This window comes from Candidatus Eisenbacteria bacterium (assembly GCA_035577985.1).
Lineage (GTDB): Bacteria > Desulfobacterota > Binatia > DP-6 > DP-6 > DATJZY01.
The window spans coordinates 1-15,017 of sequence record DATJZY010000065.1 but is presented as its reverse complement, the minus strand read 5'-3'; the positions used below and the strand labels follow the sequence as shown (position 1 = coordinate 15,017).

The following is a 15,017-nucleotide window of genomic DNA, read 5'->3' as shown; positions in this document are numbered from 1 at the left end:
CATGCGGGTGCTTCTGGTCGAAGACGACGCGGCCCTGGTGAAGGCCCTCGTCGATGGTTTGGCCACCGCCAGCTTCGCGGTCGATCACGCCAGGACCGCCGAACGCGCGCTCGAGCTGATGGGGCTCGCGCCGTACGACCTGCTGATCCTCGACCTCGGCCTGCCCGGCATGGCCGGCCTCGCGCTCACGCGGAAGCTGCGCGAGCGACAGGACACGATCCCGATCCTCATGCTGACGGCGCGTGCCACGGTGCCCGACCGCGTGGCGGGCCTCGACGCCGGGGCGGACGACTACCTCACCAAGCCGTTCGCGCTCTCCGAGCTGCTGGCGCGCGTTCGGGCGCTCCTGCGGCGCGGCACCGTCGTGTCCGGCACCGTCCTGCGCGTCGGCGATCTGGAGCTCGATCCGGCGCGCTTCGAGGTGCGGCGCGGCGACACGGTCGTTTCCCTCACCGCGAAGGAGTTCGCCATCCTCGAGTACCTGATGCGTCACAGCGGCGAGCTCGTGACCCGTTCCGCGCTCCTCGAGAGCTGCTGGGACGAGAGCTACGAGGGAATCTCCAACCTCGTCGACGTGCACGTGAGCCGCGTGCGCCGCAAGCTCGACGTGAGCGGGCGCCCTCCGCTCCTGCACACGATCCGCGGCGCCGGGTTCATCCTCGGCGAGCGTGCCGGATGAGGACACCGCGCAGCCTTCGCGTCCAGCTGACGGTGACGTTCGCGGTCTTCGCGGGGCTCGTCGTGCTCGGGACCGCGATCGCCACGAGCATCCTCATCGAGCGTACCGTCTGGAGCCCGCTCGACTCGCGACTCTCCGAGGAGGCGGAGACCCTGGCCGCGATCGTGAAGATGAACCAGAACGACCTCGCGCCCGCGGTCGCGCTGATCGGCCGCGAGGAGGACCTGGGTCCGGGCAAGTTCGTTCGCGTGACCTCGGCGGACGGCTGGGTCGTCGCGAGCTACGGGCCGGTGCCCGCGGACCTCGGGAACACGGGGACGGTGGGACCGGACGCCGATCAGCGCCTGGTGATGGACGAGGCGCGCGGCACGCGCACCGTCGTCGACACCCTGCCCGACGGGGGGAGCATCGCGATCGGCGTCCAGGTGGAGCACCCGAAGGCGACGATCCGGCGCGCGCGCCTCATGATTGCCGTCTCCGCCGCGCTCTCGCTCGCCATCCTGGCCGGCCTCGCCTGGGCGATCACGACCCGGGCGACGAGCGAGCTCGAGCGGCTCGCGGCGGAGCTCGAGACGATCGAAGCGGGATCACTCGGCCGGCGCCTCGAGCAGCGCAATACGAGCGAGGTCGATCGGCTGGCCGCGGTGCTGAACCGCGTGCTCGCGCGGCTGGAATCGGCGATCGGACACCTCCGGCGCTTCACCGCCGACGCGGCCCACGAGCTGCGAACGCCGATCGCCGCGCTCCGCACGCGGCTCGAGGTGGGCCTCGCGTCGTCGCGCGACGCGTCGGCGTATCGTGACGACCTGCTCGACGCGCTCGAGCAGACCGAGCGCCTCGGCCGGCTCGCAGAGACCCTGCTCACCTTGAGCGCCGTCGAGGGCGATCCCGGTCATGCACGCGAGCGCGATCACACGGTCGACCTCGGACAGCTCGCCCGCGAGGTCGCCGACTCGTTCGAGCCGGTGGCGCAGGAGCAGGGCCGCCGCTTCGCCCTTCGCGCCGACGACCACGTCACCGTGGTGGGCGACCCCGACCTCTTGAAGCGCCTGATCCTCAACCTGGTCGACAACGCGTTCCACCACACGCCGCCCGGGGCGAACGTCGACCTCGCCGTGGCACGCCGCAACGGGCACGCCTGCATCCGCGCGCACGACGAGGGTCCCGGCATCCCGGCGTCCGAGCAGCCTCGCGTCTTCGAGCGCTTCTACCGTGGCGCGACCGCGGAAGGCGGTGCGGGTCTCGGCCTGGCGCTGTGCCGGGAGATCGTGTCCCGGCACCGCGGCGAGATCCTGCTGGCGAGCGAGCCGGGCGCCGGAACGACCGTCACCGTCACCCTGCCCCTCGCGCGAGGCGGCGAGCCCGCATGATCCGCACGGCCGCCCTGGCGGCGGGCCTCGTCCTCGGCGCGGCGTCCGCTCGGGGCGCCGAGCCGCTCACGCTGGCGGGCGCGCTCGCGCGCGCGCACGCCGACAGCCCCGACATCGCCGCGGCCCGTGCCGACCTCGACGCCGCGCGCGGGCGGCTCGTGCAGGCCGGCCTCTTCCCGTCCAATCCGACGGTCGCCGCGAGCGGCACGCATCACCACATTCCGCACGCGACCAACGTCGACAACGCCGTCACCGTCGCTCAGGAGGTGGAGGTCGGCGGCCAGCGCGGCTTGCGCGTCGGCGCGGCCCGCCACGGCGTCGATCGCGCCGAGCGGCTGCTCGCCGATCGCGAGCGCACGGTCGACGCCGAGGTGCGGCGCGCCTTCGCCGGACTCGTCGCCGCCCAGCGCCGCCGCGTGATCGACGCCGAGGCCGCAACCGAATCGAAGCAGCTCGCCGACGCCATGGCCACCCGTCTCGCGCACGGCGACGCGAGCGGTCTCGACGTCGAGCTCGCACGCATCGACGCGCTGAAGCAACGAGAAGACGCCACGAGCTCGGACGTCGAAGTGGTGCGCGCCCAGCGCCGCGTCGCGCTCGCGATCGGCGCCCCACCCGACGAGACCTTCGCCGTGACGGCGACCGACGATCCACGGCCGCCGACGCCTCCCGAGGCCGCCCTCGTCGCGCGTGCGCTCGCCGTGCGACCCGATCTCGCCGCGGCGCGCGCCGAGCGCGATCGCCTGGACGGCGAAGCCGACGTCGCACGCCGTAGCGGCCTGGTTCCGAATCCGACCTTCCGCGGCTTCTACAGCCACGAGAACGGCGAAGAGACGCTCGCCGGCGGCGAGGTCGAGATCCCGCTGCCGATCTGGAACCGCCAGCAGGGCACGGAGACCGATCTCCGGGGACAGGCGGCGTCTGCGGCGGCGGACGTGGTGCGGCTCGAGCGCCAGATTCCACGCGACGTCGGGACCGCGCTCGCCCACGAGCGCGCGGCCCGCGCGACCTGGGGACGCTACCGCACCGAGACGCTGCCCACCGTCGACGCCGCTCATACGAGCCTCGCACGGGCGCTCGCGAGCGGATACCTCGGCCTGCCCGAGGTCCTGAACCAGCAAGACCGCCTGCGGGCGACCCGGCGCTCTGCCGTCGATGCCTGGCTCGCCCTGCGCGAGGCCGAAGCCGAGCTGATCGAAGCGGTCGGGGAGGATCCATGGTGATGGCGGTCCGCCACGTTGCGCTCGTCCTCGCGGCGCTCGCCTTGGCGTGCACGCGTGATCCCGCAGACCACGAAGCTGCAAAGCCGACCGTGCCGGGACTCGAAACCGCCGTCGCCGCGACCGCGCCCATCCGCGACGTCGTGCGAATGCCCGGAACCGTCGCGCCCGACGGCCTCACGCCGGAGGCCCGTGACGCCCGCAACGACCTCGCCGCGGCCGAGGCGCGCCTGCGTCTGGCGACGCAGCAGGTCGCTCGGCTGCAGGCGCTCGCGCAGGCGGTCGCACCGAAGAAGGACCTCGACGCCGCGCTGGCCGAGGAGGCGAGCGCGCGCTCCGCGGCGGAGCGCGCGCGGCAGGTCGTTGCGAGCCTCGGCGGCCGCCCCGACGCCGCCGGCACGCCGCCCGCGACGGCGTGGGTCGTCGCCCGCGTACCCCAGGAGGCGGTCGGGCTCGTCGCCGCCGGGGCCGACGCGCGCTTCATGTCCGACACGACGCCACGGGAGACGTTCGAGGGCACCGTCGACGGCGCGCCGTCCTATGTCGACCAGACGTCGCGCACCGCGCCGGTTCGCGTGCGCGTGACGGATCCCCAGCACCGGCTGCTGCCGGGCATGACGGGTTCCGTCGCAATCGAGGTGGGAACGCCGCACGAGGGTGTCACCGTCCCCGAGGCCGCGGTCGTATACGACGACCGCCGCGCCCTCGTCTTCGTGGACGACGGACACGGCGGCTACTCGGCGACACAGGTCACACTGGGCGTGATCCGCGACGGTGTGGCTGAGATCACGTCGGGCCTCGCAGCCGGCGCGCGCGTGGCGACGACCGGCGCCGCGAGCCTGCTCTCCGCCGCCGCGCTCGCAGCCGGCGGCGGCGATTGAGCTGATGGTCAGCCGGCTCGTCGATACCTCGCTGCGCCATCGGCCGGTGGTGCTCCTGCTCGCGACCCTGCTCGTCGCGCTGGGGATTCACGCGGCCCTGGTAGCCCCGCTCGACGTGTTCCCCGAGTTCGCGCCACCCATCGTGGAGGTGCAGAGCGAAGCGCCCGGCTTCGGGGCCGAGGACGTCGAGGCGCTCGTCACGACCCCGCTCGAGCAGGCGCTGGCAGGGACGCCGGACGTGGCGAAGATCCGCTCGGAGTCGTCGCTCGGGCTCTCCACCGTGATCACCATCTTTCCGTACGGCACCGATCCGTATCGCGCCCGGCAGCTGGTGATCGAGCGCGTCGCGCTGGCGAGCGAGCAGCTTCCGCCGGGGGTGAGGCCACGCGTGGCCCCCCTGGCGTCCGTCCTCACGACGATCCTCGCCGTCGGCCTGCGTGGAGATGGGCAGACCTCGCCGCTCGTGTTGCGCGACCTCGCGGACTGGACCATCACGCCGCGCCTCCTCGCCGTGCCCGGCGTCGCGAACGTCGTCGTCTACGGGGGGGGGACCCGGCAGGTCCAACTCACGACCACGCCCGAGCGCCTCACGGCCTACGGCGCGACGCTCGACGACCTCGCTGCCGCGACCACCGCGGCGGACGCACCGTCGGGCTCGGGCTTCCTCGATCGCAGAGGTCAACGCCTCGAGACGTGGTTCGACGGGCGCGCGCGCAGCGTCGCCGACCTCGACCAGGCGGTCATCCCCGGCCGCGGAAATCCGCCCGTGCCGCTCGGCGCCGTCGCCGACGTCGGCGAGGGGGCCGCGGTCCCGGTCGGCACGGCCCTCGTCGACGGCGAGCCCGGTGTGCTCCTGCTGGTCGTGAAGCAGCCGGGCGTGAACGTCGTCGAGGTCACGCGCGCCGTCGAAGAGGCGCTGGCAGCCCTCGCACGCGTGTTGCCCGCGGGTGTCCGCGTCGACCGCGAGCTCTTCCGCCAGGCCACCTTCGTCGAGCACGCGATCGGAAACCTCGCGCGTGCGCTCGTCGTCGGGGGCGTGCTCGTGTCGATCGTCCTGCTGGTCTTCCTGGGCGACGTGCGCGCCGCCCTGGCGAGCCTCGTCGCCATTCCCCTCTCCCTGCTCGCGGCGGTGCTCGTGCTGAACGCGTTCGGCGAGACGCTGAACGTCATGGTGCTCGGTGGTCTCGCGATGGCGGTCGGCGAGGTGGTCGACGATGCCATCATCGACGTCGAGAACTGCTGGCGACGGCTGCAGGCGGCCCCGCCGACGGCGCGCGCGCGCGAGGTCGTGCTTCGCGCGTCGGTCGAGGTACGCAGCGCCGTCGTCTACGCGACGTTCATGGTGGCGCTCGTCTTCCTGCCGCTCTTCTTCATGGGCGGCTTCGAAGGTGCGCTCTTCCGTCCGCTCGCGGCCGCATACGTGCTCGCGACCATGGCCTCGCTCGCGGTCGCCCTCACGGTCACGCCGGTGATGGCGCTCCTGCTGCTCCCGAACGCCGCCAAGGAGCACACCGTGCCGCGCCTCGTCCGCGCGCTCCGAACGCGGTACGCCGCCGCGCTCGAGCGCGTGCTCGAGCGGCCCGGCCGCATGCGCGTCGCGGCGGCGGCGACGGTCGTCGCCGGGATCCTGCTCGCGCCGCTGCTCCAGCTCGAGTTCCTGCCCGAGTTCCACGAGACGAATCTCATCCTGCACATGACGGGCGCACCAGGAGTCGGCCTCGACGAGACGGCCCGCGTCGGGGCGGCGGCGGCGCGCGCGCTCCTCGCCGTGCCGGGGGTCCGCTCGGTCGCGCAGTTCATCGGACGCGCGACGCTGGCCGAAGATCACGCGTTCGGATCCGAGCGCGGCGAGCTCCTCGTGCGTCTCACGTCCGGCAACGAGGCGGCCGCCGTCACCAGGGCGCTCGCGACCGCCGTGCAGGACATCGCGGGCTTCACCTTCGACGTCAAGCAATACCTGAACGAGCGCATCGAGGAGACGATCGAGGGCGAAGGCGCCGAGCTCGTCGTCCGCGTGCGGGGCGCCGAGCTCGGCTCGATCGAAGAGGGCGCGCGGCTGCTGGCCGAGCGCATCGCGGACGTTCCCGGCGCCGTCGACGTGCACGCCGCCGGCGCCTTCGCAGCACCCGGCGTGCACGTGCGGCCGCGCCGCGACGACCTCCTGCGGCTCGGCGTCTCGACCGCCGCCGTGGGACGAGCCATCCGCAGCGTCCTCGGCGGCGAGCCCGTCGGCCGTCTCGTCGAGGGACAACGCCAGGCCGACATCGTCCTGCGCGTCGCGACCGAGGTCGGTACGGACCCCATCCGCTTCGCCACGCTCCCGGTTCCCACCGGCGGCGCCGGTACGGTGGCGCTCGGCACGGTGGCCGACGTCTCGCTCGGACCGCTGCGTGCGTTGATCGCGCACGAGGACGCCGTGCGCACGGTGGTCGTGCGCCTCGACGCGCGGGACCGCTCGCTCGCCGCGGTGGCCGCCGACGTCGCCGAGGTCGTGCGCACGGCCCCGCTCCCCCATGGCGTCTACGCCGAAGTGGGAGGCGAGTACGCCGCGGCGACTGCTGCGCGCCGCCGCCTCCTCCTGCTCGGCATGGTCTCGCTGCTCGGCATCTTTCTCCTCCTTCTCATCGACTTCGGCTCCATCCGCCTCGCGGCGCTCACCATGGTGAACGTACCGCTCGCATTCGTCGGGGGGCTCGTGGCGGTGGTCGTCGGTGCCGGCGGTCACCTCTCCCTCGGCGCGATCGTGGGCTTCGTCACGGTGTTCGGGATCACGGTCCGCAACGGTATCGTGCTCATCGCGCACTTCCGCGACGTCGAGCGCGAGCGGGGCGAGCGCCTCGATCACGCGGGGCTCATCGTCGCGGCGGTCGAGCGGCTCGCCCCCATCCTCATGACCGCCCTCGTGACCGGCATCGCCCTCGTCCCCCTCCTGCTCCTGGGGGGGCACGCCGGCGGCGAGATCGATCAGCCCATGGCGCTCGTGATCGTCGGGGGCCTGGTCACCTCGACGTGGCTGAATCTCTTCATCGTGCCGTCCTGGTATGCGCGCGCGCGCCGCTGACCTCGCGTGCCTCGCGGCGCTGCTCGCGGCCCTGCTCGCGTGGCCGCTGCACGACCCGGGAATCTGGAGTCGCGGCGAGGCGCGTGAGGGCCTCGTGGTGCGCGACATCGTCGCCAACGGGAGCTGGGTGATCGCGCGGCGCGACGGAGCGCTCGCGTCGAAGCCGCCGTTCTTCCACTGGATCGCGGCGGCCGCAGGCGAAGTCGTCGGGCCGACGGACGCGGTCGTGCGCCTTCCCTCGGCGCTCGGCGCCTTCGCCATGCTGGCGGCGACGCTCGTCCTCGGGGAGGCGATCGGCGGGCGGCGGGTCGGCCTGATCGGCGCTGCCGTGCTCGCGTCGGTGGCCTACTTCTGGCGCTCCGCGATCGAAGCTCGCGTCGACATGGTGTTCGCCGCCGCGATCACGGTGTTCGTCGCCGCGCTCTACCTGCGCGATCGCCGCGGAACGCTCGCGCCCGCGATCGTGGGCACGCTGGCGGTCGTCGCGGCGAGCCTCACCAAGGGCCCGGCGGGCGCCGTCCTGGCGCTCGGGATCGCGATCGCCTACCTCGCGGCGGAGCGACGGCTGGGGCAGCTGGCGGCCCTCTGGCCATGGCCCCTCGCCACGGCGGCCCTGATCGCGATCGGCGGCTGGTATGTCGCCGCCTACCGGATCGCGGGGCGCGAGTTCCTCGACGTGCAGCTCTTCCACGAGAACGTGAACCGCATGGTCGGCCTCGGCGCCTTCGGTCGCCACGGCAGCCGCTCGACACACCTCCCGCGCGCCTTCGCCGCCCACCTGCTGCCGTGGAATCTGGTGCTCGTGTGGAGCGCCCGGCGATGGTGGCGCGGGGAGCGGGAGGACGCGGCCGGCCACCTGCTCCATGCGTGGTGGATGGTCGTCGTCGGCTTCTTCGCGCTCGCGAGCCGGACGCGCGGCGTGTATCTGCTCCCCGCCTATCCAGCGATCGCCCTCCTCGTGGCGCGCGCGCTGGCCCCCGTGCGGGCGCGCTGGCTCCTGCCGGCCGTCGTCGTGCTGTCGCTCGTCATGATCGCGAGCGAACAGCGGAGCCGACTCGGCGAGGCGAGGCGCGATGTGCTCGTTCCATTCGCCGATCGCATCGCACCTCGCGTCGCGGACGCCGCTCACCTGGTCGCGGCGCCCACGTTGCTCGAGAACGATGCACTCGTCCTGCGCTATCGCCTGGCCCGCTCCATCCGCCGAGAGCCGATGGTCTGCGAGCGCGATACGCTCGTCATCGCGCCCGCGCCGTCGCTCCATCGTGCGACCGCGCTCGGCCTCCGGGTCGTCGACGCGGCCGGCGAAGGCGACCGCCGCATCGCGCTCCTCGAGTGTCCGCCCGGGTGACGCCCTACGCGCGCCAGGGCTCGACGAGGATCTTGGCGTGCGTCTCGGGATTTGCGAGGTCGCGGAACGCCTGCGCGACCCCCTCGACCCCGACCTTCCCCGTCACGAGCGGGGTGACGTCGATGCGGCCGTCGGCGAGCGCCCCGAGCGTGTCGGCGAACTCCATCGGCGTGTAGCCGAGCACGAACTGGAGCGAGAGCTCCTTGTTGATCGCGAGCATCGGACGGATCGCGTCGTCCTCCATGCAGACGCCGGCCACCACGATCTTGGCGCCGAGCGGGGCCTGCCGCAGGACCTCCTGGATCAGGCCCGGCACGCCGACGCATTCGAACATGGCCGCCGGTCGCAGGTCGGCCGACTCGCGATACGCGTCCACGATCCGCTTCTCTTTCGGATCGACGACCACGTGGGCACCCATCTTGCCGGCGAGCTCGCGCCGCATGGGGGAGTAGTCGCCGGCCACGATCGGGTCGACGCCCCGGAGCTTGAGGGCCGCGATGACCGCGAGCCCGACCGGTCCACACCCGAACACCATCGCGGCGTCACCCGGCGCGAGCCGTGCCTTCTCGACGGCGTGCAATCCGACGGCCATGGGCTCGGTCATGGCGGCGTACGGGGTCGCGAGCCCGTTCGGCACCTCGAGCAGGAGCGAGGCGTTGAGAACCATGAGCTCCCCGTAGCCGCCGGGGATCTCGTTCGAGTAGCCGACGCCGAGGATGCCGGTCGGCCGGAAGACGAGCGGCATCGAGACGGCGCGCCGCCCCGGCTTCACGTTGCCGTCGGTGCCGGGGCCGTAGTCGAGGACCTCGACGCAGAACTCGTGGCCCATCACGACGTCCTTCGACGGGTCCATGTTGAAGGGCATTGCGGTCTCGCGCGCGATGTCGACCATCTTGTGCGCGAACTTGAGCGCGTGGAGATCCGAGCCGCAGATCCCGCAGGCGAGCGTCTTGACGATCGCTTCCCCCGGGCCGGGCTCCGGATCGGGAACCGTGTCGACGACGAGGCTCGAGTTCCGCATGACGGCAGCACGCATGGCGCGGGTTATCCCGCCGCCTCGCCGCGCGTGCAAGAGCGGCGGGACCATGTCACAACGCGCGACATGCAACGCGCGCTCGACGAGCTGCTCGGCCTGCTGGACCTCGAGGAGCTCGAAGTGAATCTCTTCCGCGGGCAGAGCCCGCAGGAGATGCGCCTGCGCGTGTTCGGCGGACAGGTGGCGGCACAGGCCCTCGTCGCGGTGGGCCGCACGGTCGAGACCGGCGTCGTGCATTCGCTGCACTCGTACTTCCTGCGTCCCGGCGATCCCAAGGTGCCGATCGTGTACCAGGTCGATCGCATCCGCGACGGCCGCTCGTTCACCACCCGTCGCGCGGTCGCCATCCAGCACGGCGAGGCGATCTTCCTGCTGTCCGCGTCCTTCCAGCGGCCGGAGGAGGGTCCCGAACACGGCCTCCGCATGCCGGAGGTGCCCGATCCCGAGACCCTGCCCACGACCGAGGAGCGGCTCGCCGGCGTGAAGGACCAGCTCCATCCCGAGGTGTGGAAGTGGGTGACGCGCGAGCGCCCGATCGATACGCGCAGCGTCACCGACCACAACCCGTTCAAGCCGACGCCGCGCGAGCCGCGCCAGCTGGTGTGGATCCGGGCGAGCGGCCGGCTCCCCGATGCGTCGCTGCTCCTGCACCAGTGCGTGATCGCCTACGCCTCGGACCTGATGCTCCTCGACACGGCGACGCTCCCGCACGCAATCCCGTGGAACGATCCGCGCTACGCGATGGCGAGCCTCGACCACGCCATGTGGTTCCACCGCCCGTTCCGCGCCGACGAGTGGCTCCTCTACGCGCAGGAGAGCCCCGCCGCGCACGGCGCGCGCGGGTTCACGCTCGGGCACTTCTTCACCCGCGACGGCCGTCTGGTGGCGAGCGTCGCGCAGGAGGGGCTCATCCGCCCCGTGAAGCCGCGCACGAGCGCATGAGGTCCGTCCTGCCGATGACGGTGCCCCTGTGGTGCCTCGTCGTGTTCGTGGTGTGGACGATCGGGCTGGTGGTGGCGCTCTCGATCGCGCGCTTCCGGCACCTCGCGGCCGGCGGCGTGGTGCGCGACTTCGGCGTGCCGGACGACCGGCGCCTCATCTGGCGGCTCTTCCGCGCGCACGTGAACGCGCTCGAGAACCTGCCCCTCTTCGCGGCCGTGGTTCTGATCGCCACGGTGCGCGGCGTCACCGGACCCGTGCTCGACCTCCTCGCGGTCGTCTACCTCGCCGCCCGCCTGGCGCAGTCGATCGTGCACGTGGCGCCCGGCGGCGGCGTGCGTGGAAATCGCCGCTTCGCGTTCCTCGTGATCCAGCTCGCCTGCCTGCTCGGCATGACGGCGCTTGCGGTCGCGCCGGTGTAGACCCGCTCAGGCGTCGCGGTCGTCGTCGAGGGCGTTCGCGCGGGCGATGCGCCCCAGCCAGGCGGCGCTCGGCTTGCCCTGTCGCACCTGCGTCGTGCGATCGACCTCGACCAGTCCGAACTTCGGCCCGTAGCCGAACGTCCACTCGAAGTTGTCGAGCAGGCTCCAGTACACGTAGCCGCGCACGTCGATCTCGTCGCGCAGGCACGCCAGCACGCCGCGGAGCGCGCGCTCGACGTACTCGACGCGCTCGGCGTCGACGAGCGTGCCGATGCCGTTCTCGGTGACCAGGATCGGCACCTGCCGCGTCATCTCCCAGGCGCGGCGGATGGTCGCTTCGAGCGCCTCGGGCCAGAACTCGTAGCCCATCTGCGTCGTGCGGGCGCCCGGCTCGGGCGGGAGCATCCCATGGGGCCCGTAGCGGAAGCGCGTGTACGTCTGCACGCCGATGAAGTCGTCGCCGCGCGCCGCCTCCAGGTAGACGTCCTCCATCAGCGCGCGTTCGGCGTCGCGGACCGCGTGCCCTCCCGCGACCGCCTGCATGTCCTGCATGGCGAGCGTGAGCCCGACGGGCACGGTACCCGGCCCGCCCTGGACCACCTGCACGGATCGCTTGTGGGCGTCGATGAAGACGTCGTTGGCGCGGCGTCGCAGATCGGCATCGCGCTTGCCGGGCGGAAAGAGGCCCCAGAGGTGCCCGAAGGTGGCGACGACGTTCGGCTCGTTGAACGTGCAGGCGCGGCCGATGACGTCGCCCAGGCGCGCGGTCACGCGCTCGCAGTAGCGGACGAACAGATCGGCGGTCTCGGACGCCGTCCACCCACCGCGCGCCGCGACCCAGCGCGGCGTCGTGAAGTGGTGGAAGGTGACGATCGGCTCGAGGCCGTGCTCGCGGCAGGTGGCGCACATGCGCCGGTAGTGATCGAGCGTCGCGCTCGAGAACTCGCCGTCCTCGGGCTCGATGCGGCTCCACTCGAGCGAGAAGCGGTACGCGTTGAAGCCGAGCGCGGCGAGCAGCCGGATGTCGTCGGGGTAGCGGTGGTAGTGGTCGCATGCGTCGCCGGACGGCTCGGTGCACGGCGCCCCGGGCGTGTGCTCCCAGGCCCACCAGTCGTTGTTCCAGTTGCCCCCTTCGACCTGGTGGGCGGCCGTCGCCGTGCCCCACACGAACCCGTCCGGAAAGCGCGCCATGCGGACGGGTCTACTATACAGTGCCGACCCAAGACTACGTCTTGGGTCGGGGGGAACGCGAGAGTGCGGCGTCCGTGGCCCGCGCGACCGACATGTCGCTGCGTCACACCGGCACGACCACGTACGCGAGCGTCACCTTAGCTGCAGCTCGGGGCGCGTACCCTCGTATGTCGCGCCAGCTTCGCTGGCCGCGACATGCCGGTCGTGCGTGCCACCACGCACCACCCTCGCGTCCCCCTCCGAGCCAAGACGCAGTCTTGGCTCGGACTACGCCCGCTGGCCCGGAGCGCGCCAGCGCGAGAGCAGCTCCACCTGGGAATGGACGTCGAGCTTGCGATAGACGGCCTTCAGGTGGTTGCGAACGGTGTGCTCCGACACGCGGAGCCGCTCCGCGATGGCACCGACGCGCTGGCCCGATGAGAGGGCCGCGACGATCTCGCGCTCGCGCGGCGTGAGCACGTCCGAGGCGGAGCCGTTGGTCGGCGCCGCGACGCGGCGGGCGATCTGCGCCACCGTCGAGCCGTCGGCCAGCACGTCGCGCAGCGACTCGAGCATACGCGCCGCCTTGCGCGTCTCGAGCGCGCGGCGCACCGAGCGCAGCAGATCGTCGAAGTCGAACGGCTTCACGAGGTAGTCGACCACGGCGAAGCGCATCGCTTCGACCGCGGTCGGTACGGACGGATACGCCGTCACCACGATCACCGGGAGAACCGCCCCACCGTTCGACACGCCGCGCAGCAGCTCGAGGTCCATGTTGCCCGGCATCCGCAGATCGCTGATGAGGAGGTCGTACTGTGCCTTGGCAAGTAGCTCCGCGGCCTCCTCGCCCGAGCTAGCCACGTCGCAGTCGTAGCCCTCCCGCCGCAGGAGCACGGCAACCGAAGCTCGAAACGTCTCTTCGTCGTCAGCCAGGAGGATGCGTGCCGGGATCATGGCCGGGCCGTAGCGCACATCGGTTGACCCTGGCAAGGCACGTTTGGTGCCGTGAATTGGTCAGCCTCGGGGCGAATATGCCTCGCCGGTCTCGGAGTAGTAGGATCATCCAACGATGGCGCTCGATCAGCGACCGCTCGAGGAGGCGGACCTCGATCAGGTGTGGGAGATCGAGCGCGAGGCCTTCAATGCCGATCCATCCCATCAGGAACACTGGAGGAAATGGGAGCGCGCGATCGGTCCGGAGCGCCTCGAGGGCCTGTTCGAGGCCGGCCGGCTGGTCGCGATGGCGGGCGTGCTCGCGTTCGGACAGTGGTTCGGCGGGCGCGCGATTCCGATGGGAGGCGTGCGGGCAGTCGCGGTGCGTCCCGAGCGTCGCGGCCGGGGCTACGCCGCGCGCGTGGTGCGCGCCGCCATCGACGCGATGCACCGGCGCGGCGAGACGATCTCCGTCCTCTTCCCGCAGGTGACCCGGCCGTACCGCAGCCTCGGCTGGGAGATCGCAGGCACCGTCGTGTATCGGCAGGTCCCGACACGCTCGCTGGCGCAGGTCGCGACGCCGGACGTCACCGTGCGACGTGCGGGCGAGCGCGACCACGACGCGATTCGCGCCTGTTACGCTCGGGTCGCGCGCGAGAACAATGGCTGGGTCGACCGGCCGAGCGGGCGCTGGGACTGGTTCTTCGATCGCTTCTCCGACGATCATCTCTACGTCGCGGATGGCGACGGCTACGTGCTCTACCGCCACCTGCCGCTGCCTTCGAACTCGCCGCCCGACGGCTTCAATCTCATGGTGCTCGAGCTCGTCGCGGCGACGGCGACCGCATGGCGCGCCCTGTGGTCGCTGGTCGCGGCGTCGGCCGCGATCGCGCCGACGACGTACTTCCGCGGTGGCGGCGTCGATCCACTGGCGATGCATCTCGGAGCGCCCGACGTCACCGTGCTGCGCGAGCGGCCGTGGATGCTCCGGATGGTGGACGCGCCCGGCGCGGTCGCGGCACGGGGGTTCCCCGACGACGTGGGCTGCGTCGTCCCGCTCGAGATCGCCGACGGCGTCTGCCCGTGGAACGGCGGGCGCTTCACCTTGGTCGTCGAGAAGGCACGCGGGCGGCTCGAGCCCGGCGGCGCCGGGGCCGTCCGCGTCGGCATCGGGGCGCTGTCCGCGCTCTTCAGCGGTCATGCGACGACCTCGCTCCTCGCACGCGCGGGACTGCTCGAGGGCGGATCGGACGGCGATCGCGCGGCGCTCGATCGCGTCTTCGCCGGCGCCATGCCCTGGATGTTCGACGAGTTCTGAGCGCGGCTACTCCGAGACGGCGTCGAACTCGGGCCGGTAGCGCACGAAGCCGGACGCGCTCGCGAGCGCGCCCGGCACCAGCTCCGCGGCCATGAAGACCTCGTCGGGCACGCGGTCGTCGTAGCTCAGGCCGAAGCGGCTCGCCGGCACGAAGCCGAAGCGCGGATAGAATCCGGGATGGCCGAGGACGACCACCGCGCCATGGCCGCGCTCGCGCGCCCGCGCGAGTCCCTCCTCGACCAGGCGCGAGCCGATGCCGTTTCCCTGGTATGCCGGAAGCACGGACATCGGCCCGAGGCCGAGCGGCGCGCCGCATGCGCCATCGATCGTGACCGGGCTGAGAGCGAGATGGCCGGCGACGGTCCCGTCGAGCTCCGCGAGCAGCGACAGCCCGAGTGCGCCCGCGTGACGGAGGCGATCCACGAGCACGCCCTCGCCGTCGCGGCCGAACGCGGCCACGTTGACGGCGCGGATGGCGCCCGCATCCGCCGGCGTCTCCTCGCGCACGACGACGGGCAGCTCAGCGAGCGTCTTCGTCATGACGACGCACGCGATGTCGCGTCCGGGCGCCAGCGTGTGCGTGGTCGCGCGCTCCCGCGCCCAGCCTGCGGCGAGGTAGAACGGGACCGCGTTGAGCGAC

The 15,017-nt window shown here is 72.4% G+C and carries 13 protein-coding genes; 9 read left to right on the top strand and 4 right to left on the bottom strand.

The annotated features are described in order from the left end of the window. Position 1 precedes the first annotated feature (1 nt). From VMS22_10310 to VMS22_10285, 6 genes are read left to right on the top strand one after another with little or no spacing between them, the layout of a single operon-like run. Positions 2-679 carry a response regulator transcription factor gene (locus tag VMS22_10310; protein HXJ34416.1) on the top strand — a complete coding sequence of 226 codons (678 nt, stop codon included), beginning with the start codon at positions 2-4 and terminating at the stop codon, positions 677-679. After that, positions 676-2,049: an ATP-binding protein gene (locus tag VMS22_10305; protein ID HXJ34415.1), complete on the top strand. Its 1,374-nt coding sequence runs from the start codon at positions 676-678 to the stop codon at positions 2,047-2,049. Before VMS22_10310 ends, VMS22_10305 begins: the two co-directional genes overlap by 4 nt. Then, positions 2,046-3,272 carry a TolC family protein gene (locus VMS22_10300; GenBank protein ID HXJ34414.1) on the top strand — a complete coding sequence of 409 codons (1,227 nt, stop codon included), beginning with the start codon at positions 2,046-2,048 and terminating at the stop codon, positions 3,270-3,272. Before VMS22_10305 ends, VMS22_10300 begins: the two co-directional genes overlap by 4 nt. After that, positions 3,266-4,150, top strand: a complete 885-nt coding sequence (locus tag VMS22_10295) for an efflux RND transporter periplasmic adaptor subunit (GenBank protein ID HXJ34413.1) — start codon at positions 3,266-3,268, stop codon at positions 4,148-4,150. The genes VMS22_10300 and VMS22_10295 overlap by 7 nt, the downstream gene beginning before the upstream one ends. Positions 4,151-4,154: 4 nt before the next feature. After that, positions 4,155-7,211, top strand: coding sequence for an efflux RND transporter permease subunit (locus VMS22_10290; protein ID HXJ34412.1), 3,057 nt, complete (start codon positions 4,155-4,157; stop codon positions 7,209-7,211). Beyond that, positions 7,192-8,559, top strand: a complete 1,368-nt coding sequence (locus tag VMS22_10285) for a glycosyltransferase family 39 protein (GenBank protein HXJ34411.1) — start codon at positions 7,192-7,194, stop codon at positions 8,557-8,559. Before VMS22_10290 ends, VMS22_10285 begins: the two co-directional genes overlap by 20 nt. Before the next feature lie 4 nt (positions 8,560-8,563). Here VMS22_10285 and VMS22_10280 read toward each other — a convergent pair whose 3' ends face one another. Further along, entirely contained in the window at positions 8,564-9,595 is a 1,032-nt protein-coding gene (locus VMS22_10280; GenBank protein HXJ34410.1) for a zinc-binding dehydrogenase, read from the bottom strand. A 66-nt stretch (positions 9,596-9,661) separates the two neighbouring features. On the opposite strand from VMS22_10280, the gene tesB reads away from it, so the two are divergent. Continuing rightward, positions 9,662-10,537, top strand: a complete 876-nt coding sequence (gene tesB / locus VMS22_10275) for an acyl-CoA thioesterase II (GenBank protein ID HXJ34409.1) — start codon at positions 9,662-9,664, stop codon at positions 10,535-10,537. Then, entirely contained in the window at positions 10,534-10,956 is a 423-nt protein-coding gene (locus VMS22_10270) for an MAPEG family protein (protein HXJ34408.1), read from the top strand. The genes tesB and VMS22_10270 overlap by 4 nt, the downstream gene beginning before the upstream one ends. A gap of 6 nt (positions 10,957-10,962) precedes the next feature. Here the strand turns inward: VMS22_10270 and VMS22_10265 are convergent, their stop codons facing one another. Both VMS22_10265 and VMS22_10260 read right to left on the bottom strand, forming a co-directional pair. Next, a complete protein-coding gene (locus tag VMS22_10265; GenBank protein ID HXJ34407.1) occupies positions 10,963-12,147 on the bottom strand; it encodes a family 1 glycosylhydrolase in 1,185 nt (394 codons plus the stop codon). A 267-nt stretch (positions 12,148-12,414) separates the two neighbouring features. Then, a complete protein-coding gene (locus VMS22_10260; GenBank protein HXJ34406.1) occupies positions 12,415-13,080 on the bottom strand; it encodes a response regulator transcription factor in 666 nt (221 codons plus the stop codon). A 115-nt stretch (positions 13,081-13,195) separates the two neighbouring features. Here VMS22_10260 and VMS22_10255 point away from each other — a divergent pair, with 115 nt between their 5' ends. Further along, the gene (locus VMS22_10255) at positions 13,196-14,377 is read left to right on the top strand and encodes a GNAT family N-acetyltransferase (protein ID HXJ34405.1); all 1,182 of its coding nucleotides are present in this window, start codon (positions 13,196-13,198) and stop codon (positions 14,375-14,377) included. 6 nt (positions 14,378-14,383) lie between these two features. On the opposite strand, the gene VMS22_10250 is transcribed toward VMS22_10255, so the two are convergent. Continuing rightward, the coding region (locus VMS22_10250) for an N-acetyltransferase (protein HXJ34404.1) at positions 14,384-15,017 on the bottom strand (634 nt) is incomplete at its 5' end.

Bases quoted from the DNA above. Each gene is read 5' to 3' on its own strand.
- VMS22_10285 (HXJ34411.1), top strand. From the start codon at position 7,192: ATGCGCGCGCGCGCCGCTGACCTCGCGTGCCTCGCGGCGCTGCTCGCG.
- VMS22_10265 (HXJ34407.1), bottom strand. From the start codon at position 12,147: ATGGCGCGCTTTCCGGACGGGTTCGTGTGGGGCACGGCGACGGCCGCC.
- VMS22_10270 (HXJ34408.1), top strand. From the start codon at position 10,534: ATGAGGTCCGTCCTGCCGATGACGGTGCCCCTGTGGTGCCTCGTCGTG.
- VMS22_10310 (HXJ34416.1), top strand. From the start codon at position 2: ATGCGGGTGCTTCTGGTCGAAGACGACGCGGCCCTGGTGAAGGCCCTC.
- VMS22_10290 (HXJ34412.1), top strand. From the start codon at position 4,155: ATGGTCAGCCGGCTCGTCGATACCTCGCTGCGCCATCGGCCGGTGGTG.
- VMS22_10280 (HXJ34410.1), bottom strand. From the start codon at position 9,595: ATGCGTGCTGCCGTCATGCGGAACTCGAGCCTCGTCGTCGACACGGTT.
- VMS22_10295 (HXJ34413.1), top strand. From the start codon at position 3,266: ATGGTGATGGCGGTCCGCCACGTTGCGCTCGTCCTCGCGGCGCTCGCC.
- VMS22_10260 (HXJ34406.1), bottom strand. From the start codon at position 13,080: ATGATCCCGGCACGCATCCTCCTGGCTGACGACGAAGAGACGTTTCGA.
- VMS22_10300 (HXJ34414.1), top strand. From the start codon at position 2,046: ATGATCCGCACGGCCGCCCTGGCGGCGGGCCTCGTCCTCGGCGCGGCG.
- VMS22_10255 (HXJ34405.1), top strand. From the start codon at position 13,196: ATGGCGCTCGATCAGCGACCGCTCGAGGAGGCGGACCTCGATCAGGTG.
- tesB (HXJ34409.1), top strand. From the start codon at position 9,662: ATGCAACGCGCGCTCGACGAGCTGCTCGGCCTGCTGGACCTCGAGGAG.
- VMS22_10305 (HXJ34415.1), top strand. From the start codon at position 676: ATGAGGACACCGCGCAGCCTTCGCGTCCAGCTGACGGTGACGTTCGCG.